Origin of the sequence: Pelagimonas sp. KU-00592-HH (assembly GCF_040369695.1) — a bacterium.
Taxonomy (GTDB): Bacteria; Pseudomonadota; Alphaproteobacteria; order Rhodobacterales; family Rhodobacteraceae; genus Shimia.
Window position 1 is genome coordinate 1,004,041 of the sequence record NZ_BAABWM010000002.1, and the last position, 18,957, is coordinate 1,022,997.

General features: G+C 61.7%; 19 protein-coding genes. 12 read left to right on the top strand and 7 right to left on the bottom strand.

The window, feature by feature from the left end:
- Position 1 precedes the first annotated feature (1 nt).
- Positions 2–2,041 carry a penicillin-binding protein 1C gene (gene pbpC / locus ABWV42_RS11970; protein ID WP_353340305.1) on the top strand — a complete coding sequence of 680 codons (2,040 nt, stop codon included), beginning with the start codon at positions 2–4 and terminating at the stop codon, positions 2,039–2,041.
- 101 nt (positions 2,042–2,142) lie between these two features.
- Here the strand turns inward: pbpC and ABWV42_RS11975 are convergent, their stop codons facing one another.
- Complete coding sequence (locus tag ABWV42_RS11975; RefSeq protein ID WP_255104228.1) at positions 2,143–3,318, bottom strand: acetyl-CoA C-acyltransferase family protein; 1,176 nt, start codon at positions 3,316–3,318, stop codon at positions 2,143–2,145.
- A 129-nt stretch (positions 3,319–3,447) separates the two neighbouring features.
- On the opposite strand from ABWV42_RS11975, the gene ABWV42_RS11980 reads away from it, so the two are divergent.
- The 5 genes from ABWV42_RS11980 (at position 3,448) to ABWV42_RS12000 (ending at position 7,848) form a co-directional block, all read left to right on the top strand.
- Complete coding sequence (locus ABWV42_RS11980) at positions 3,448–4,008, top strand: helix-turn-helix domain-containing protein (RefSeq protein ID WP_255104230.1); 561 nt, start codon at positions 3,448–3,450, stop codon at positions 4,006–4,008.
- Positions 4,009–4,434: a hypothetical protein gene (locus ABWV42_RS11985; protein WP_353340307.1), complete on the top strand. Its 426-nt coding sequence runs from the start codon at positions 4,009–4,011 to the stop codon at positions 4,432–4,434.
- Between the two features lie 149 nt (positions 4,435–4,583).
- A complete protein-coding gene (locus tag ABWV42_RS11990; RefSeq protein WP_353340308.1) occupies positions 4,584–5,768 on the top strand; it encodes a glycine C-acetyltransferase in 1,185 nt (394 codons plus the stop codon).
- A gap of 17 nt (positions 5,769–5,785) precedes the next feature.
- Entirely contained in the window at positions 5,786–6,814 is a 1,029-nt protein-coding gene (tdh, locus tag ABWV42_RS11995) for an L-threonine 3-dehydrogenase (protein ID WP_353340388.1), read from the top strand.
- Positions 6,815–6,891: 77 nt separating this feature from the next.
- Positions 6,892–7,848, top strand: coding sequence for a PLP-dependent cysteine synthase family protein (locus tag ABWV42_RS12000; RefSeq protein ID WP_353340309.1), 957 nt, complete (start codon positions 6,892–6,894; stop codon positions 7,846–7,848).
- Positions 7,849–7,893: 45 nt separating this feature from the next.
- Here ABWV42_RS12000 and ABWV42_RS12005 read toward each other — a convergent pair whose 3' ends face one another.
- From ABWV42_RS12005 to ABWV42_RS12020, 4 genes are all read right to left on the bottom strand, one after another.
- The gene (locus ABWV42_RS12005) at positions 7,894–8,043 is read right to left on the bottom strand and encodes a hypothetical protein (protein ID WP_255104236.1); all 150 of its coding nucleotides are present in this window, start codon (positions 8,041–8,043) and stop codon (positions 7,894–7,896) included.
- A gap of 115 nt (positions 8,044–8,158) precedes the next feature.
- A complete protein-coding gene (locus ABWV42_RS12010) occupies positions 8,159–8,893 on the bottom strand; it encodes a metallophosphoesterase family protein (RefSeq protein ID WP_353340310.1) in 735 nt (244 codons plus the stop codon).
- A gap of 95 nt (positions 8,894–8,988) precedes the next feature.
- A complete protein-coding gene (gene serA / locus ABWV42_RS12015; protein WP_255104240.1) occupies positions 8,989–10,584 on the bottom strand; it encodes a phosphoglycerate dehydrogenase in 1,596 nt (531 codons plus the stop codon).
- Between the two features lie 120 nt (positions 10,585–10,704).
- Positions 10,705–11,859: a phosphoserine transaminase gene (locus tag ABWV42_RS12020; protein ID WP_353340311.1), complete on the bottom strand. Its 1,155-nt coding sequence runs from the start codon at positions 11,857–11,859 to the stop codon at positions 10,705–10,707.
- A gap of 229 nt (positions 11,860–12,088) precedes the next feature.
- Between ABWV42_RS12020 and serB the strand changes: the two genes are divergently transcribed.
- The 4 genes from serB to ABWV42_RS12040 all read left to right on the top strand — a co-directional run bounded on the left by serB (position 12,089) and on the right by ABWV42_RS12040 (position 14,218).
- Positions 12,089–12,964 carry a phosphoserine phosphatase SerB gene (gene serB / locus ABWV42_RS12025; RefSeq protein WP_353340312.1) on the top strand — a complete coding sequence of 292 codons (876 nt, stop codon included), beginning with the start codon at positions 12,089–12,091 and terminating at the stop codon, positions 12,962–12,964.
- A 167-nt stretch (positions 12,965–13,131) separates the two neighbouring features.
- Complete coding sequence (locus ABWV42_RS12030; RefSeq protein WP_353340313.1) at positions 13,132–13,455, top strand: ArsR/SmtB family transcription factor; 324 nt, start codon at positions 13,132–13,134, stop codon at positions 13,453–13,455.
- Complete coding sequence (locus ABWV42_RS12035; RefSeq protein WP_353340315.1) at positions 13,448–13,876, top strand: SRPBCC family protein; 429 nt, start codon at positions 13,448–13,450, stop codon at positions 13,874–13,876. The genes ABWV42_RS12030 and ABWV42_RS12035 overlap by 8 nt, the downstream gene beginning before the upstream one ends.
- Before the next feature lie 27 nt (positions 13,877–13,903).
- The gene (locus ABWV42_RS12040) at positions 13,904–14,218 is read left to right on the top strand and encodes a YciI family protein (RefSeq protein WP_255104249.1); all 315 of its coding nucleotides are present in this window, start codon (positions 13,904–13,906) and stop codon (positions 14,216–14,218) included.
- 70 nt (positions 14,219–14,288) lie between these two features.
- Here ABWV42_RS12040 and ABWV42_RS12045 read toward each other — a convergent pair whose 3' ends face one another.
- The gene (locus ABWV42_RS12045; protein ID WP_353340316.1) at positions 14,289–15,329 is read right to left on the bottom strand and encodes an NAD(P)/FAD-dependent oxidoreductase; all 1,041 of its coding nucleotides are present in this window, start codon (positions 15,327–15,329) and stop codon (positions 14,289–14,291) included.
- A gap of 59 nt (positions 15,330–15,388) precedes the next feature.
- Here ABWV42_RS12045 and mnmC2 point away from each other — a divergent pair, with 59 nt between their 5' ends.
- Both mnmC2 and ABWV42_RS12055 read left to right on the top strand, forming a co-directional pair.
- Complete coding sequence (mnmC2, locus tag ABWV42_RS12050; protein WP_353340318.1) at positions 15,389–16,063, top strand: tRNA (5-methylaminomethyl-2-thiouridine)(34)-methyltransferase MnmC2; 675 nt, start codon at positions 15,389–15,391, stop codon at positions 16,061–16,063.
- Positions 16,060–16,926, top strand: coding sequence for a DMT family transporter (locus ABWV42_RS12055; RefSeq protein WP_255104254.1), 867 nt, complete (start codon positions 16,060–16,062; stop codon positions 16,924–16,926). The genes mnmC2 and ABWV42_RS12055 overlap by 4 nt, the downstream gene beginning before the upstream one ends.
- On the opposite strand, the gene ABWV42_RS12060 is transcribed toward ABWV42_RS12055, so the two are convergent.
- Positions 16,923–18,833 (bottom strand): lytic transglycosylase domain-containing protein, encoded by a 1,911-nt coding sequence (locus tag ABWV42_RS12060; protein ID WP_353340319.1) that lies wholly within the window; start codon positions 18,831–18,833, stop codon positions 16,923–16,925. The genes ABWV42_RS12055 and ABWV42_RS12060 overlap by 4 nt on opposite strands.
- Between the last annotated feature and the right edge of the window lie 124 nt (positions 18,834–18,957).

Here is an 18,957-nt window from a genome sequence, read left to right on the forward strand (position 1 = left end):
CATGCGGCGTGCGGCCCCCTTCCTGCTTGTTGCGGCGCTCCTCGCAGGCGCCGCCGGCAGGGATGCCTTTGACGATTGGGTCGATGCCACACCGCTGCCCAACCTGCTGCATGAAACCTCGGTCGAAGTACGCGACCGCCACGGTGATCTCCTGCGCGCCTACACGGTCGAAGACGGCCTCTGGCGTCTCGGCGCGCGGCCCGATCAGGTCGATCCAGCCTTTCTCGACATGCTCATCGCCTACGAGGACAAGCGGTTTCGCTCCCATTCCGGCGTTGATCCCCGCGCCCTTGTCCGCGCCACGTGGCAAGCGCTCTGGAACGGCAAGGTGGTGTCCGGCGGCTCCACCCTCACCATGCAAACCGCCCGCTTGCTGGAAAACAGCGGCACCGGCAGATGGCAGGGAAAACTGCGCCAGCTCCGCCTCGCCCTCGCTCTCGAACGCCATCTCGGCAAAGACGAAATCCTCACGCTCTACCTCACCCATGCCCCCTATGGTGGCAACCTCGAAGGCATCCGCGCCGCAACTCTGGCATGGTTTGGCAAGGAACCGACACGGCTGACGCCAGCCCAATCGGCCTTCCTGATCGCCCTGCCCCAAGCGCCCGAAACCCGTCGGCCCGACCGCGACTATCCAACCGCCCGCGCAGCCCGCGACCGCGTTCTGGATCGCCTGTCCGCGACACTTGGAGAAGACACCAGCCAGTCTGCAAAACGGGATCCCGTGCCGCGCACGCGCCGCCCCTTCCCATCGCTCGCGCCGCATATGGCCGACCGTGCGCTTGCCGCCGCCCCGGACAGCCCGCGCCACGATCTGACACTGGACCGCGCCCTGCAAACCAGCCTCGAAACCCTGGCTCGTACCTCCCTACGTGGCAAAGGAGAAAGGCTCTCGATCGCCATCCTCGTGGCCGACCACCAGACCGGCGAAATCCTCGCCTCTGTCGGCTCTGCGGGCCTCGGGCAAACCCACCGGCAGGGCTTTGTCGACATGACCCGCGCCCTGCGCTCTCCCGGCTCCACGCTCAAACCCCTGGTCTATGCAATGGGCTTCGATCAGGGTCTGATTCACCCCGAAACCCTGATTGACGACAGCCCCGTCGCCTTCGACACCTACGCACCACAGAACTTCGATGGCCAGTTTCGTGGCGAACTGCGCGTGGCCGAAGCCCTGCGCCTGTCGCTCAACATCCCCGTCGTCCGCCTCACCGACCAGATCGGCCCGGCGCGGGTGATGTCGGCCCTGCGCAAGTCCGGCGCCTCCCCAGTCATTCCCTCCGGCCAACCCGGCCTTGCGATCTCACTGGGGGGCGTCGGCGTCACGCTCCAGGACCTGACCCACCTCTACGCCATGCTCGCCAACCGCGGCCAGACACGCCCGCTCTTCTGGCGGCAACAGGACACCGCGCACGCGCAAAACGGCCCCCGCGTCCTCTCACCCAGTGCTGCCTGGCAGGTGGGCCATATCCTCTCATCCCTTGCCCCGCCACCCGGCGCGCCCAATGCGGGCCTCGCTTACAAGACCGGCACGAGTTATGGCCACCGCGACGCTTGGGCCGTGGGTTATGACGGCACCCATGTGGCCGCCGTCTGGATCGGCCGCCCCGATGGCACCCCCGTACCCGGCGCGTTCGGCGGAGACCTCGCCGCCCCGATCCTGTTCGAAGCCTTCCAGCGCCTGAAGCCCAACCTTACCCCGCTTGGCCCGCCGCCACCGGACACGCTGCTCGTCGGATCGGCCGACCTGCCGGAACCGCTGCGCCGCTTCCGGGGGCGCAATGCCCACTTCACCGCCGCACCGGATGCCCCCAAACTCGCCTTCCCGCCCGACGGTGCCCGCCTTCAGGCGATGGATGACGGCGTCACCGTGAAACTGCGCGATGGCACGGCCCCCTTCACCCTCCTCGCCAATGGCGCCCCCCTCGCAACGCGCCTCTATCGCCGCGAAATCCTGCTGCCTCTCACCGAAAAGGGCGCCTCGACCGTCACCGTCATCGATGCCAAGGGCCGCTCCGCCCGCAGCGCGATCTGGATCGACTGATCCCGGCTTCAATGCACCGAAAATACTCCCGCCGGAGGCCTCCAACAGAAAAGGGCCAGCCCGACGGCCAGCCCCTTTGCAAAACACTTTTTAAAAAACGCTTACATGCGCTCGATGGCAATCGCGATGCCCTGGCCACCACCGATACACATTGTGATCAGCGCCTTTGAACCGCCAATGCGCTCCAGTTCATAGAGCGCCTTAACGGTGATGATGCAGCCAGTCGCGCCCACCGGGTGGCCCAGCGCAATCGCACCGCCATTCGGGTTCACCTTGGCCGCATCCAGTCCCAAACCCTTGTTCACGGCCAGCGCCTGTGCGGCAAAGGCCTCGTTCGATTCAATCACGTCGAAATCGGTGATCGACAATCCGGTTTTGGCCAGCAGGTTTTCGACCGCCGGAACCGGGCCAATGCCCATCACTTCGGGGCGTACACCGGCATGGGCATAGCCCAGAACCCGCGCGCGCGGTTTCAAACCGGCTTTCTCGGCGGCCTCTGCCCGCGCCAGCACAATCGCTGCCGCACCATCGTTGATGCCCGAGGCGTTACCCGCGGTCACACGCCCGTCTTTCTTGAACACGGCGCGCAGCTTGGCGAGCGACTCTTCGGTCGACGGGGTCGGGTGTTCGTCGGTGTCAAAGGCAACCATCTCGCGGCGCTTCTTGACCTCGACCGGCACGATCTGGCTCTGGAAGTGGCCTGCTTCGATCGCAGCCGCCGCGCGCTGCTGGCTTTCCAGCGCAAAGGCATCCATCTGTTCACGGGTGATGTCGTGCTCGTCCGCCACGTTCTCGGCGGTGATCCCCATGTGACCGGTGCCAAACGGGCAGTTCAGCGCGCCCAGCATCATGTCCAGCGTCTTCACGTCGCCCATTTTCTGGCCCCAGCGCTGCGCCTGCATGATATAGGGCGACCGGCTCATGCTTTCGGCCCCGCCAGCCAGCGCAAAGTCCGCATCCCCCAGCATCAGCGACTGGGTCGCCGAAACAATTGCCTGCGCACCGGAACCACACAGGCGGTTCACGTTCATCGCCGGGGTGGTGTTCGGGATGCCGGCATCCATTGCCGCCACGCGGCTCAGGTACATATCGCGCGGTTCGGTATTGATGACATGGCCAAAGACCACGTGACCGATCTGGCCACCTTCCACGCCAGAGCGTTCCATCGCCGCTTTCGCCGCCGTTGCACCAAGGTCGATAGGGGCGGTGCCCGCAAGCGATCCGCCAAAAGTGCCAATGGCGGTCCGTGCGCCGTCCAGAATTACGATATCGGTCATTGTGTCCTCCTCGGGGGGTATCTCAAGTGCTCATAGCCTACCCGCAGCGCTACACGTCTCAAGACCGCAAAACTACGCATGACGCTGCGTGCATTGACACCGACGCGGCGGAACAGCAGGAATGAGCATATGAACACAGATACCCAGATCCTCGACCGCCTGCCCGCCCGACTTCGTGAAGCCCGCCGTGCCCAGGGGCTGTCGCTTGACGCGGTCGCCAAACTTTCCGGCGTGTCTCGCTCAATGGTCAGCCAGATCGAACGCGGCGAATCCTCACCCACCATCGCCACGCTCTGGAACCTGACCCGCGCCCTTCAGGTGGATTTCGCGGGGCTTCTGGAAGATGGCGAAACCGCTGACCGGATCGACGTTTTGCGCGACACCCAGGTGCCCACCATCGACAATCGCGGGGAAGGCTGTCGCATCCGTATCCTGTCGCCGCCCGAAGATGTGGGCGGCCACGAGGTCTACGACATCCGCTTCAAGGAGGCAGGCAGCCTCAACAGCCAGCCGCACAAACGCGGCGCGACCGAGCAGCTTACGGTGCTTGAGGGCAAGGTGCGCATCACGAGCGGCTCGGCAACGCAGGAACTGGGCGACGGCGACACCGCGCGCTACGCCGCCGACGTGGCCCATTGCATCGAAGCTGTCGAACCCGCGCGGGTGTTTCTGATCGTGAAGGATGCCTAAGTGAAAAACTTGCCGAGCATCTCTGAGGATGATTTGCGGCTTCTGTCAAAACTCCTAGATAGACTTGAAAGCACAAGTGCTCCGGATCGCAAGGAAACGATTGAGAAGCGGACGAGGAAACCTGACTGGTCAAGAAATGCACCTGAACAATTAGAAGCGGCGCATCGCCAGATCGAATTGGCTTACAAAGGTACCACTTTCAGTAAATTCAGGAAGGAATTGGGAGACTCGTTCCCTCATGGAATTAGGGACGATCTTAGAGTTTTGTTGAAGGTGGTCGAAAGCGCTCTTGAAGACCAGCGGCAATATGGAACGTGGCCGCCTCCCTATTTTGCAACACGTGTGGGTATCGTTTTACGCAAAGCGAAGCGTTTCGATTTGAGCAAGAGGTTCGAGGCCGCATATGCCAAGCACGTTGTAAAATAGCCATTCAATTTACCTCCTAAAGAAACCAAGCCTTTTGCAGCCAATTTCAAATTCCCGAATGACGGAAATTTTTCCGCTATCCTGAATTTCCCCTATTCCGGAAAATAATCCGCTATGATAGATATGCCTCCAGAATCATGGAGGCACCAATGTCCGAATCCTTTCTGACCCACATTTCGCAAACCCTTCAGCAGATCGAGGCCGAGGGCCTGATGAAGCGCGAGCGAATGATCACCTCCCCTCAGGGGGGCGAGATCACGGTGGGCGAAAAGGAGGTCATCAACCTCTGCGCCAACAACTACCTCGGGTTGGCCGACCACCCCGACCTGATCCGCGCCGCCACCGACGCGATGGAACCCAAGGGGTTTGGCATGGCCTCGGTCCGCTTCATCTGCGGCACACAGGACATCCACCGCGATCTGGAACAGAAACTCGCGAAGTTTCTGAACAAGGATGATGCCATCCTCTTTGCGGCCTGTTTCGATGCCAATGGCGGCCTGTTCGAACCGCTCCTCGGGCCGGAAGACGCGATCATCTCCGACAGCCTGAACCACGCGTCGATCATCGACGGCGTGCGCCTGTGCAAGGCCAAGCGCTATCGTTATGCCAACAACGACATGAGTGATCTCGAAGAGATGCTGAAACACGCCCGCAACGAAGGCGCGCGCCACGTCATGATCGCAACCGACGGCGTTTTCTCGATGGACGGATACCTGGCCAACCTGCCCGAGATCACCCGACTGGCCAAGCAATACGACGCCATTGTCATGGTCGACGATTGCCACGCCACCGGTTTCATGGGGCCACACGGCGCGGGCACGCCCGATCACTTCGGCGTCGACGTCGACATTCTCACCGGAACTCTGGGCAAAGCACTTGGGGGGGCCATCGGCGGTTATATCGCCGGGCCGCAGCCAGTGATCGACCTCCTGCGGCAGCGGGCGCGGCCCTACTTGTTCTCGAATTCGCTGCCGCCCTCGATCGTGGCCGCGGGCCTCGAGGCCATCCGCCTTGTCGAGGAAGGCGCAGACCTGCGCGCACAGCTGTTCGAAAACGCCCGCTACTGGCGCGACGGCCTCGAAGCCCTGGGCTTCGACATCCTGCCCGGCGAACATCCGATCATCCCCGTGATGCTGGGTGAGGCACAGCTTGCGCAAGACATGGCCGCCCGCCTGTTCGACGAGGGCGTTTATGTCTCGGGCTTTTTCTTTCCGGTCGTGCCGCGTGGCCAGGCCCGCATCCGCACCCAGATGAACGCCGCCCTGACCCGCGACGACCTTGACCGCGCGCTTGCCGCCTTCGGCAAGGTTGGCAAAGAGCTGGGAGTGATCTGATGTCCCGTCCCAACACGATGAAAGCCCTCGAAAAGTCCTTTCCCAAGGAAGGGCTCTGGATGACGCAGGCGCCAGTGCCGGAAATCGGGCCAGACGAGGTTCTGATCCGCATCAACAAGACCGGCATCTGCGGCACCGACATTCACATCTGGAACTGGGATGAATGGGCCGCCCACACCGTGCCCGTGCCGATGATCACCGGCCACGAGTTCGCGGGCGAAATCGTGGAACTGGGCCGCAACGTGACCGGTCTGGAAATCGGCCAGAGGTGTTCGGGGGAAGGCCACCTTGTCGAAATGGACAGCCGCCAAAGCCGCGCAGGCCAGTTCCACCTTGATCCCGGCACGCGTGGCATCGGCGTCAACGAACAGGGGGCCTTTGCCGAATACCTGCGCCTGCCTGCCTTCAACGTGGTGCCACTGCCCGCGGACATCCCCGACGAGATCGGTGCCATCCTCGATCCACTCGGCAACGCCGTGCACACCGCGCTCAGCTTCGACCTTCTGGGCGAAGACGTGCTGATCACCGGCGCCGGCCCGATCGGTATCATGGCCGCGGCCGTCGCCCGTCACGCCAGTGCGCGGAACGTTGTCATCACAGATATCAACCCCGACCGCCTGACGCTGGCTCAACACGTTGTCCCAAGCGTCCGCGCCGTGGATGTCACCAAGGAAGACCTGAACGATGTCATCCATGAGTTGGGCATGACCCAGGGGTTTGACGTTGGCCTCGAGATGTCCGGCTCACAGATCGCCCTCGACCAGATGGTCGAAGCCATGGTCATGGGCGGCAAGATCGCGCTTCTGGGCATCCCCCCCGGCAAATCCCCGGTCGACTGGTCCCGCATCGTGTTCAAGGCCATCACCATCAAGGGCGTCTACGGCCGCGAGATGTTCGAGACCTGGTACAAAATGATCGCCATGCTACAAAACGGGCTGGACGTATCGCGCGTTATAACGCACGAATTCCCCGTCGACGATTTCAAGGATGGCTTTGCCGCCATGAAATCCGGACTATCGGGCAAGGTGGTGCTGAACTGGCGGTAGCAAAAGGGGCCAGCCCCTCTGGCCGCCTCCGGCGCCATTCACCCCGGAGTATTTTGGTGTGCATTGAAGAGGATGACATGGCGGCACCTTCGCTTCTCGACGTGATCGGCAACACGCCCGCGGTATGGCTTGACCGCATGGTCAGAGCACGCGGTCTCGAGGGCCGTATCCTTGCCAAACTCGACTACATGAACCCCGGGTTTTCCAAGAAGGACCGCGCCGCCAAGGGCATTATCGAGGCCGCCGAAGCCGACGGAAGCCTGTGTCCCGGCCAGACGGTTGTCGAGTTGACCAGCGGCAATATGGGCACCGGCCTTGCTATCGTCTGCGGCCTCAAGGGCTACCCGTTTGTGGCGGTGATGAGCCGTGGCAACTCGGTTGAACGCGCCCGCATGATGCAGGCGCTGGGGGCGGAAGTGGTTCTGGTCGACCAGCTTCCCGGCTCACGTCCCGGGCAGGTGTCGGGGGGCGATCTTGCCGAAGTGGACCGCGTCGCACAACAGATCGTTGCCGAGCGCGGGGCCTTTCGCGCCGACCAGTTTCACCACGCGGGAAACGCGCAATCCCACGCGGATACCACGGCCCCCGAGCTTTGGGCCGACAGCGGCCAGACCCTGACCGCCTTTGCCGATTTCGCGGGATCGGGAGGCACCTTCGGTGGCACACTGCGCGGTCTTCGTGCCCTGAACCCCGATATCCGCGGCTATGTCGTTGAGCCCGCCGGAGCCGCGGCCATTGCCGGACAGACCGTCACCAATCCCGATCACCCGATCCAGGGCGGCGGTTATGTGATGGAGGATCTGGAGTTCCTGCGCGGCATAAAGCCAGACAGCCACTTGCAGGTGGACGGAGACATGGCCCGCAGAACCGCACAGGCGCTGGCCCGCGAAGAGGGGATCTTTGCCGGTTTTTCCTCTGGTGCCAACGTGGCGGCAGCCCTCGATCTGCTGGCTGGGCCGGAAAAGGGCGGCACCATCGGCGTGGTCATCTGCGACAGCGGCCTCAAGTACCTGTCGACCGATCTCTGGTCGTAGAATCAAAAAGACGGCGGGCCAAAACCGCCGTCTTTCTTGGTACGTTCAGTACTGGAACGATTTGAACAGCGCCGAATCCTCCAGCCCGCGCATGAGGCGGACAACGCTGGGGGTCTGCTCTTTCTGAGCTGATACAAACTTCGAGAAGGCTCCCGAGGTATGTTCCGCAGTCTGCGATTGACGTGCTACTTGCATGGCTTCACCTATACTCAACACGCCCCCACCCGATCCACGCTGCCCGGAAAGCAGCGCTCGGAGGTGCCGGAATTGCGGCAAAACCGGGAAGTTTGGTTAATGCTAAGTTAAAGTCTCAGCCGTCGGGCCGCAGCGCCACCCGCCCGTTTTCGCCGAGCACTGCAACGTCACGCCCCTCGAACACCGCAGCGGTGATCGGCCGCCCGTATCCCGCACCGCTGTCGAGGTTGACCCGGTTTCCCTTGTGCACCGCCTGCTTCTCAGGCGTGTGACCATGCACCACAAGCCAGGGATGCGGCTCTTCGAAATTCAGGAAATCATGCCGGATCCAGCACATGTCATCCTCGGTCTGCTGCGCCAAGGGCACACCCGGCCGGATGCCTGCGTGCACGAACAGGAGGTTATCATGCAGATGGTAAGCGGGCAGATTGGCCATGAAATCGACATGCGTCTGGGGAATGACCTCACGCGCGACAGGATGGATTTGATAGTATCGCGCGTTGTCCGCCACCTCGATCCCGTAAGATTCGAGCGTTCCCCTCCCACCAATCCGGTCACTGAACCAGTCCATGCCCAAAAGGATCTGCGGATCAGGGCGCGGCAGGTCTTCGAGGAAATAGGAATACAACCGGTCGTGATTGCCCCGCAGCACGGTCCAGTTGCGCCCCGCTTCGATTCCCGAACGCAACAGTTCGATCACGCCTGCACTGTCCGGCCCACGGTCCACCAGATCCCCCAGAAAGACGATCTCTGCATCCGTGCCGCCATCCTTCTCGATCCGCTCCAACGCGCCTTCGAGCATGGACTTCTGGCCATGGATGTCACCAACGGCATAGATCGGACGTGTCATCGGTTGCTCCCACAGGAATTACATAACAAGACAACTAAAACAAAAACGCCGCCCGGAACAGGGGCGGCGTTGGTTTTCTTGTCAATTCGGCGGGATTAGGCCACGTCGAATTGCAGCGGCTTGATCTGGGTAAACAGACCCGTCTCGGCCAGCTTGGCACGCGCTTCGGCGGGCACCGGCTCGTCCACGTACAGAAGGGCGATCGCTTCACCACCCACATCGGCCCGACCAAGGGTAAAGTTCGCGATGTTCACGCCGTTCTCGCCCATGGTCTGACCCAGCGCACCGATGATGCCAGGCACGTCTTCGTTGGTGGTATAGAGCATATGCGCACCGATCTCGGCGTCGATATTGATGCCCTTGATCTGGATGAAACGCGGCTTGCCATCCGAGAATACGGTGCCCGCAATCGAACGCTCACGCTTATCGGTCACGATCGTCACCTTGATGTAACCGGCAAAGGCACCCGACTTGTCCTGGTTGGTGGTCGAGATCTGGATACCGCGTTCCTTGGCGATCACCGGCGCGGACACCATGTTCACGTCCGGGTTCACGCGCTTCATGATACCGGCCACAACGGCACAGTTCAGCGCGTTCAGGTTCATCTCGGCAGCAACACCATCGTAAAGGATGTTGATGGCCTTGACCGGCTCGTCGGTCATCTGACCCGAGAATGCACCCAGGTGATCCGCCAGCTTGATCCACGGCCCCATGACCTTGGCTTCTTCCGCAGTCACGCTCGGCATGTTCAGCGCATTTTCAACCGCGCCGGTCAGCAGGTAATTCGACATCTGCTCGGCCACTTGCAGCGCCACGTTTTCCTGCGCTTCGGTGGTTGCCGCGCCCAGGTGCGGGGTGCAGACAACGTTGGGCAGGTTGAACAGGGCGTTTTCCTTGGCGGGCTCAACCTTGAACACGTCGAAGGCAGCACCGGCCACATGGCCCGATTGCAGCATTTCGGCCAGGGCCTCTTCGTCAACAAGACCACCGCGGGCACAGTTGATGATGCGCACGCCTTTCTTGGTCTTGGCGAGGTTTTCACGGCTCAGGATATTGGCAGTGGCCTCGGTGAACGGCACGTGCAGCGTGATAAAGTCGGCACGGGCCAGCAGGTCGTCCAGCTCGACCTTCTCGACACCCATCGTGTCGGCCTTCTCTTCGCTCAGGAAGGGATCATAGGCGATGACTTTCATCTTCAGGCCACGGGCACGGTCACAGACGATGCCACCGATGTTGCCGGCACCAATCACACCAAGGGTCTTGTTGGTCAGTTCAACACCCATGAACTTCGACTTTTCCCATTTGCCGGCGTGGGTCGATTCGCTGGCTTCCGGGATCTGGCGGGCCACGGCGAACATCATTGCGATGGCATGCTCGGCGGTGGTGATCATGTTGCCGAACGGTGTGTTCATCACGATCACACCCTTTTTCGACGCGGCTTCCTTGTCGATGTTGTCGGTGCCGATCCCGGCGCGCGCGATCACCTTCAGGTTGGTCGCATTCTCGAGAATCTTCTCGGTCACTTTGGTGGCGGAACGGATCGCGAGGCCGTCATACTGGCCGATCACTTCGGCGAGCTTGTCCTTGTCCTTGCCGAGGTCCGGCTGGAAATCGACGTCGATGCCGCGATCACGGAAGATCTGAACGGCGGTTTCGCTGAGCTTGTCAGAAACGAGTACTTTGGGAGCCATGGGTCTGGTCCTTGAATTCAGAGATTTGAAGGGCCGGGCCAAGAACGAAATTCTTCTGGAAGAATTTCACGGACGCAGAGTTTTCTAGAAAACTCTGCACTCTCCGGCCCGGAAAATAGCTTATGCCGCGACGGTCTGTGCTGCGATCTCGGCCTCGAAGGCCCATGCCAGCCAAGGCAGCATGGCTTCGACATCCGACGTCTCGACCGTGCCACCACACCAAATCCGCAGACCGGCAGGCGCATCACGATAGGCCCCGATGTCCAGCGCGATGTTCTCGGCTTCCAGACGCTTGGCGACAGCCTTGGCAAAGGCGGCACCGTCCTGAATGCGATCATCGGTGAACTTCAGGCAGACACTGGTGTTCGACCGCAGCGCCTTGTCCTCGGCGAGGTTGTCGATCCAGTCATTGGCCGCACAGAAGTTGAAAACCGCCTGCGCATTGGCATCGGCCCGGGCGATCAGACCCTTGAGGCCACCCACCGACCGCGCCCAGTCCAGCGCGAAGAGGTAGTCTTCAACCGCCAGCATCGACGGCGTGTTGATCGTCGCACCGGTAAAGATACCGTCGATCAGCTTGCCACCTTTGGTCAGGCGGAAGATTTTCGGCAGCGGCCACGCAGGCGTATAGCTCTCCAGACGTTCAACGGCCCGCGGGCTCAGGATCAGCATGCCGTGGGCGGCTTCACCACCCAGAACCTTCTGCCAGGAGAAGGTGGTCACATCCAGCTTGTCCCAGGGCAGATCCATCGCAAAGGCGGCCGAGGTGGCGTCGCAGATGGTCAGACCTTCACGGTCGTCTGCAATCCAATCAGCGTTCGGAACCCGGACACCAGCGGTGGTGCCGTTCCAGGTAAAGACAACGTCATTGTTGCAATCGACCGAGGCGAGATCAACAATCTGACCATAGTCGGCGGTTTTCACGTCTGCATCGATCTTCAGCTGTTTCACCACGTCGGTGACCCAACCCGAACCGAAGGATTCCCAAGCCAGCATCTCGACCTTGCGCTCGCCCAAGAGCGACCAAAGTGCCATTTCAACCGCACCGGTGTCCGACGCGGGAACGATGCCGATCTTGTAGTCAGCAGGGATGCCCAGGATTTCGCGGGTGCCTTCAATCGCGGCCTTCAGCTTGTCCTTGCCAACGGCGGCACGGTGCGAACGACCAAGAGCGGCATCAGCCAGCTTGTCCAGGGAGAATGTGGGGGGTTTGGCACAGGGGCCAGAAGAAAAACGCGGGTTGGCCGGCCGCGCTGCCGGTTGCTGAGTAGCCATAAATGCTATCCTTCCAGATATCTGCCTCTCGTTGGGGAGAGGTGTCCCACGGACGGACATAGGGCCATTGCTGCGGCTGCACAACATGCAAAATGCAACAACTGCGACCCTTCGAAAAACAAAACCGACGCAAAATGACGCCTATCGGAAACTTGGGAAACCTCCCGCGAAACCCTTCCCACGGCGTTCCGGCTTTGCTAGGAGCCTTCGCGACTCATAGGAGAGACCCATGTATTTCGCCACTCTGCTCACTTCCCCGACCGCTCCTTCGCTTGATCCGGCTCTGGTCGACTCGCTTCGCAATGCATGGGGTGGCGGGGATGCTGATTGGCTGGCCGTGGACGAGGCAGCCGAGTTCCCGCTGGAAACCCTGCCCTCCAATCAATGGGAGGTCTGGGCCGACCTCCAGAACATGGGTGTCGACCTGATCATTCTGCCCGCCAAGGACCGCCGCAAGAAAATGCTGCTTGCCGACATGGACAGCACCATGATCCAGCAGGAGTGCATCGACGAGTTGGCCGAAGAGGCCGGCGTGGGTGAGCACGTCAAGGACATCACCGCCCGCGCCATGAACGGCGAACTCGATTTCGAAGGCGCGCTCACCGAACGCGTCGGCCTGCTCAAGGGCCTCGACCAAAGCGTGATCGGCAAGGTTCTGGCCGAACGCATCACCTTCATGCCGGGCGGCAAGGCCCTCCTTGCAACGATGAAGGCCAACGGCGCCTATGCCGCGCTGGTCTCTGGCGGCTTCACCGCCTTCACCGCCAAGGTCGCCGCCGAACTGGGCTTTGACGAAAATCGCGCCAACACCCTGCTGGTCGAAGATGGCAAGCTGAACGGCGATGTCGGCCGCCCGATCCTCGGACGCGAAGCAAAGGTACAGGCACTCAAGGAAATCACCACCCGCCTTGGCCTTTCCCATGACGACGTGATGGCCGTCGGCGACGGGGCCAATGACCTCGGCATGCTCGGCCTCGCCGGTGCAGGCGTCGCCCTGCACGCCAAACCCTCGGTCGCCGCCGAATGCGACATCCGCATCAACCACGGCGATCTCACCGCCTTGCTCTACATCCAAGGCTACAAGAAAAGCGATTTCGCGGCCTAACCCGGCTTCTTCTTGGTCAAATACCCCAGGGGAATCGGTGCAAGCCCCTTGCACCGATGGTGGGCAGAGCCCCCCCCACATTCAAACAAGCGTTTCCTTTTACTGAGAAAAATCTCGCTCTCGCAGCGCCATTTGCATCAATTTAACATTTTTGTTAAATTGAGATCATGACCCGCCTGATCGAAACTTTTTCCGCCCTCTCCGATGCCACGCGCCTAGGCATAGTCGAACGCCTGATGGCACAGGGAGAACTGCCCGCCGGTGACCTTGCTTCCGACAGCACGATCAGCGGTCCGGCGATCTCGCGTCACCTCAAGGTGCTGCGCAACGCCGGCCTCGTGGACCAGCGGATCGACGGCAACCGCCGCTTATATTCTGTCCGGCCCGAATCCCTGCGCGCCATTGCCAGTTGGACAATGGACCACCGCGCCTTTTGGGAGGCCAGCCTGGACCGCCTTGACGCCCTTCTACAGGAGGACCCCGATGCCTGACCTGCGCCTGACACGCGATTTCAACGTGACACCCGAACGCCTGTTCAACGCCATCACCCGCCGCGCCGATCTGTGTCTCTGGTGGGGGCCGGAAGGCATGGACCTGCCCGAGGAACATCTCGACTTTTCCCGCACCGGCCCGTGGTTCTCGGTGATGCGGAATTCCGAGGGCCAGCGGTACAAGGTGTCCGGTCAGGTCACCCACGTCACCCCACCCCGCTCGGTCGGGTTCACCTGGGCCTGGCACGACGACAGCGACACACGCGGCGCGGAAAGCCACGTCACCTTTACCATCGAAAAAACCGACACCGGCGCACGGCTGGTGATCGACCATCGCGATCTCGGTGACGACGAGGCCAGCGCCAGCCACGAACGCGGCTGGACGTCGACGTTGAACAAACTGACGAACCTATTGTCCTGAACGGCATTTCACAGGGAGGAAACGAAGATGCCCAAATTCATGTTTATCTATCACGGCGGCGGACGCCCCGAGACCCCGGAAGAAGGCGAGCGCGTCATGGCGGCCTGGATGAAATGGATGGCCGACATGGGCGACGCCCTTGTCGACGGCGGCAATCCCGCCGGCATGTCCAAGACCGTCACCGCCTCCGGCATCGAAGACAACGGCGGCGCCAACCCGGTGTCGGGCTACTCACTGGTCAACGCACCAGACATGGCCGCCGCCTGCGAAATGGCCAAGGGCTGTCCGATCCTCGAAGGCGGGTCTGGCACCATCGAAGTCGCTGAAGCGATGGAAATGTGATTTTCCACCTCCGCGATACAGCCGTAATACCGACGCAATACCGACGTTGATTTTTGCCGTCCCGAGGCCCTCAAAGCGAGGCTTCGGGGCGGAACCTTTCGGGGATGGTGTCGACACCGTCCAGCACCAGATCGGCCATCACCTCCCCCACTTTCGGGGCCATACCAAAGCCGATCTTGAACCCGCCATTGGCGATGAACTGATCGCCATTCAGCGGATGAACCCCCAGCATCGGCGCGCGGCTTTTCGCCCTCGGACGCACCCCGGCCCAGCGTTCAACGATTGGGGCGGATGCCAGCATCGGGAAAACGTCGCAGGCCCGCGCAATCAGATCGTCAAGCTGTGTATCCGTTTGATCTTCCGATGAAAATTCTCGCTCGGAGGTCGATCCAACCGCCACTGTACCATCGGCATGTGGCACCACCAGTACGTCACCAGCCGAGGTGATCGGCACCCCCCGCGCATCTAGGCCCAGCACCGCCGCCTGGCCTTTGACGCCATTGCCAACCGTCTTGTCAAAATGCGTCGACAACTCGCGCAGGCCGGCAACACCCGTCGCCCAGATCACCTTGCCATAAAGGGTTTGCGCGTCCCCGACCTCGACCACGCCGCCCTTGCGCCGGATCGCCTCTGCCAGCGCCAGACACGCCTTGCGCGGATGCACCCGCGCACTCAGGGTCTCGTGGATCACCAACCCCGTTTCACTTTTCGGGCACCAGTCCCCCGCGTCCTTCGCCTCGATCACGCGCCAGAGGGCCTTGCCCTGCCAATGGTCATCGGCATTCACCGCCCGTTCCCGCGCCAGTTCCAGCGCGCGCTCGGTGTCGATTGGCTGCAGGCGTCCCACGCGGTCATATCCTGTTAACAGACCGCTGGTATCTTCTACCTCGCGCCACATGGTTTCCGCCGCGATCAGGCTTTGAAACTGGAATTCCTTTGTTTCGTTCCAACGTTCCGGCGCGTGTGGGGACAACATGCCAACCACGCCGCCGCTGCATCCGGCGGCGATGCCCGTGCGGTCGATCACGCGCACCTTCGCGCCCCGCCGTGCACAGGCCCATGCCGTCGCCAGCCCGAACACCCCGGCGCCTACAACCGTCACATCACCCATTGCCAAATCACCCGCCTTTGCCCAATGCTCATCCGACGACCTCTCTAAGGCATCCTGACATGAGCGACCAGAAGGCAAATCTCGAGTGGCGCGACGGCGCCGTTCCCGTCTCGACACGGTTTGACGACCCGTATTTCAGCCTTGAAAACGGCCTCGCCGAAACCCGTCATGTCTTTCTCGCGGGCAACAACCTGCCTGCCCGTTTTTCCCCTGGGTTTCACATCGCGGAACTGGGTTTCGGCACCGGTCTCAACCTGTTGACCACATGGGCCGCGTGGGACGCCTCCGGACAAACCACGCCCTTGCGGTTCACCAGTTTCGAGGGCTTCCCGATGAGCGCGGACGAAATGGCCCGCGCGCTGGAGGCCTTTCCCTCTCTTGCCGAGTATGCCCATCGTCTCGTCGCCGCCTGGGCAGAGGACAACACCCTCGCCACACTTGACGGGATTGAGGCCCGCGTCGTGATCGGCGATGCCCGTGAGACGCTTGCCACGCAAGACTGGCAGGCCGACGCCTGGTTCCTCGATGGGTTTTCGCCCGCCAAGAACCCCGAACTTTGGGACGCTGACCTGATTCAGCGGGTCGGCTTGCACACCAAACCGGGTGGCACGGCAGCCACCTACACCGCCGCCGGTTTTGTACGCCGTAACATCGAGGCCGCAGGCTTTGATGTCACCCGCGTCCCCGGCTATGGCCGCAAACGTCACATGACCACTGCGAGGAAACGGAAATGAGCGATCAGAACACACGCCTCGGCATCCTGCTGATGTGCCTGACAACCTTTGTCTTCGCCATGCAGGACGGCATCTCGCGCCACCTTGCGGATGCCTACAACGTCTATGTCGTGGTGATGATCCGTTATTGGTTCTTCGCAGCTTTCGTGATTGCCCTCTCGGCCCGCCGGCCCGGTGGCCTGCGGGCTGTCGTACGCACGCAGCATCCGTTCATTCAGGTGTTTCGTGGTGCATTGCTGGCGCTCGAAATCGTTGTCACGGTGATCGCCTTCACCTTGCTGGGCCTGACGGAAACCCATGCGATCTTCATTTGCTATCCGCTGATCATCGCCGCCCTGTCCGGTCCGATCCTTGGCGAGAAAGTCGGCTGGCGGCGTTGGGCGGCTATTGGCATTGGCATGATTGGCGTTCTGATCATCCTGAAACCAAGCGCCGGGGTGTTTTCACCCGCGGCCATCGTACCGCTGGTCGGGGCGCTGATGTTTGCCGTTTACGGCCTGCTCACCCGCTACGTCGCCCGCACGGACGGATCCGCTGTCAGCTTTTTCTACACCGGCACGATCGGCATGGTCGTGATGACCGCGATCGGCATGTTCTACTGGGAGCCGATTGTCGGCACCGACCTATACTGGATGGCCCTCTTGTGCTGCACCGGCATTCTTGGCCACTGGCTCCTGATCAAAACCTACGATCACGCCGAAGCCAGCGCGGTTCAGCCTTTCGCCTATCTGCAACTGCCCTTCGCCGCCGCCCTTGGTATGCTGGCCTTTGGGGAAACCCTCCGCGTCAACGTTGCCATCGGCGCTGTCGTGGTTGTCGGTGCCGGGTTGTTCACCCTCTGGCGGGAACGCCAGTCGGCCTAGCGTGTGGCCCGCACCGATTTGCCGACCAGTTCCTTGCTGAAAGGCACAGGAAGGGGCTCACGACCAAGGCGGGCGCGATAAATCGGCAGGCTTTCGGCGACACGCATCACATAGTTCCGGGTCTCCGAAAACGGGATGTGTTCGATCCAGTCGATCATGTCCACATTGCGCCGACGCGGGTCGCCGCGCTGGCGCATCCACCGCTCCGGGCGGCTGGGACCAGCGTTGTACCCCGCCGATACAAGGATCACGTTGCCATCGAACTCACGTGCCAAACCCGCAAGGTACGAGGTGCCCAGACGGATGTTGTAGTCAGGGTCCGTTGTCAGTGCGCTGAAGTTATAGGCCGTGCCAATCGCGCCTGCGACCTGGCGCGCCGTTCCGGGCATGACCTGCATCAGACCCCGCGCACCTGCACCGCTGACCACCTTGGGATCAAATTCGCTTTCGCGCCGCGCAATCGCCAGCGCCATCTCGGTTGATACGGCAAGGCGGCTGTTCACCATCGGATGCAAGGCATAGTAGGCCGCTGGCAAAACGATCCCGCGGCGCGCAACCTTTTTGCCAAGCATCACGGCCACGTGCGGCGCGCCAAGTTCCTGTGCCATCGTACCAAGGCGGCCCAACTCGTCCCGATCCAACCCCTCGGACAGATGCAGCCAGAAGCGTTCGGCCAGATCAAGATCGCCGGCTTCCAGGGCCATCATCGCCGCCTTGTGGACCGACGACTTGGTAAACTCGGCCCGCCGCCAATTGGCAAAAACCTCGTCCCCGCGCAACGTCAGGTCAAACCGCATGCCGGCTTCTTCTGCCGCGAGCAGTCCGTAAAAGCTCGTCTGATGCGCGCCACCGGCAGTATAGGCTGCTTTCGCCGCGGCCTTGTCACCTGACGCCTCATGCGCGCGTCCGATCCAGTATCCGGCCCGCCCAAGCGAAATTGGTGTCTCGACCGACTGTTCGAACCGCAGGAAATGGCCCAGCGCCACCTTGGGTTTGTTCAGAAAACGCAACGCGATGTAGCCCGCCAGCCACTCGCAATCGGAATAGGCATAGCCCGCATCGGGTGTCATCCCGTGGGTCGCCGCCACCTGATAGGCCGTGCGATACGCCCCGGCCCGCATTTTTTCACGAGCCAGTGCACGGCGACGCCCGGACCATTCCTTTGCGCGGCCAAGCTTTCCGGAACCACTTTGTGCCAGCAGAAGCTCAATCGCCGAATCGTCCCGATCCTTACGCGCGCGCCAGACGAACCGTTCATAGGCCAGCCCGGGATCACCTTGCAGCGCCTTGGGCACCGCCGCGATCAACCCGTCAACGCCATTCACCTGTTCACGCAGCCCCAACCGCGCCGCCGCCAGCTTTTTCCAACCGTCATTGACCAATGGCAACATACGCTTGGTGTTGCTCTCCCAACCTTTCCACAAGACGTGATCCATCCGCGCAACGTGATGTGGCCGCAGCAGCTTGCCATAGCGATCAAGGAACTTTGCATGCGTTTGCGGCCCGATTGCCAATTCGCGCCATGCCTTGACAACAAGTGCCTCGGCCCCGGTACGGTTTCCCAACCGCTCCATGGCACGCGCCTGAATCAGGACACCCTGCGGGGTTTGCGCATCTCCATAGGCAAAGAACGTGTTCACTTCACGCCTGTTGGCCTCCTCAAAGGCCTCTTCCGACTGCTTGCGAAGATAGGCCAAGCCCGGCCAGTCACCGTTACGCTCAAGGAACTTCAGCACGTCCCGTGCCGAGCCTTCACCAGCACGCAACCGATGCCATTCAACGATGTCTTTTGCCACGGGTCCCGAGTTGCGCACCTCGGCTGCGGCCTGCCGCCAGTTCTCGCCCCTGATTTCACTCAAAGCACGCGACATCGCCGTCTGTGCCTGCGCCGCATCGGCGCAGATCATCAAAAACCCGGATAAAAGCAGAAAACAAAAGCGCAACATCACTTGCAATTTCCTATGCGAGGAAGGATAGAACCCAACCATAAATGCGCACCGGCCAGCCGACAATTCACAAACTTGGCAAACC

Coding starts and splice junctions, on each gene's coding strand:
- pbpC (WP_353340305.1), top strand. CDS start 2: ATGCGGCGTGCGGCCCCCTTCCTGCTTGTTGCGGCGCTCCTCGCAGGC.
- ABWV42_RS11975 (WP_255104228.1), bottom strand. CDS start 3,318: ATGACCGATATCGTAATTCTGGACGGCGCACGGACCGCCATTGGCACT.
- ABWV42_RS11980 (WP_255104230.1), top strand. CDS start 3,448: ATGAACACAGATACCCAGATCCTCGACCGCCTGCCCGCCCGACTTCGT.
- ABWV42_RS11990 (WP_353340308.1), top strand. CDS start 4,584: ATGTCCGAATCCTTTCTGACCCACATTTCGCAAACCCTTCAGCAGATC.
- tdh (WP_353340388.1), top strand. CDS start 5,786: ATGAAAGCCCTCGAAAAGTCCTTTCCCAAGGAAGGGCTCTGGATGACG.
- ABWV42_RS12000 (WP_353340309.1), top strand. CDS start 6,892: ATGGCGGCACCTTCGCTTCTCGACGTGATCGGCAACACGCCCGCGGTA.
- ABWV42_RS12005 (WP_255104236.1), bottom strand. CDS start 8,043: ATGCAAGTAGCACGTCAATCGCAGACTGCGGAACATACCTCGGGAGCC.
- ABWV42_RS12010 (WP_353340310.1), bottom strand. CDS start 8,893: ATGACACGTCCGATCTATGCCGTTGGTGACATCCATGGCCAGAAGTCC.
- serA (WP_255104240.1), bottom strand. CDS start 10,584: ATGGCTCCCAAAGTACTCGTTTCTGACAAGCTCAGCGAAACCGCCGTT.
- ABWV42_RS12020 (WP_353340311.1), bottom strand. CDS start 11,859: ATGGCTACTCAGCAACCGGCAGCGCGGCCGGCCAACCCGCGTTTTTCT.
- serB (WP_353340312.1), top strand. CDS start 12,089: ATGTATTTCGCCACTCTGCTCACTTCCCCGACCGCTCCTTCGCTTGAT.
- ABWV42_RS12030 (WP_353340313.1), top strand. CDS start 13,132: ATGACCCGCCTGATCGAAACTTTTTCCGCCCTCTCCGATGCCACGCGC.
- ABWV42_RS12035 (WP_353340315.1), top strand. CDS start 13,448: ATGCCTGACCTGCGCCTGACACGCGATTTCAACGTGACACCCGAACGC.
- ABWV42_RS12040 (WP_255104249.1), top strand. CDS start 13,904: ATGCCCAAATTCATGTTTATCTATCACGGCGGCGGACGCCCCGAGACC.
- ABWV42_RS12045 (WP_353340316.1), bottom strand. CDS start 15,329: ATGGGTGATGTGACGGTTGTAGGCGCCGGGGTGTTCGGGCTGGCGACG.
- mnmC2 (WP_353340318.1), top strand. CDS start 15,389: ATGAGCGACCAGAAGGCAAATCTCGAGTGGCGCGACGGCGCCGTTCCC.
- ABWV42_RS12055 (WP_255104254.1), top strand. CDS start 16,060: ATGAGCGATCAGAACACACGCCTCGGCATCCTGCTGATGTGCCTGACA.
- ABWV42_RS12060 (WP_353340319.1), bottom strand. CDS start 18,833: ATGATCTGCGCCGATGCGGCGCAGGCACAGACGGCGATGTCGCGTGCT.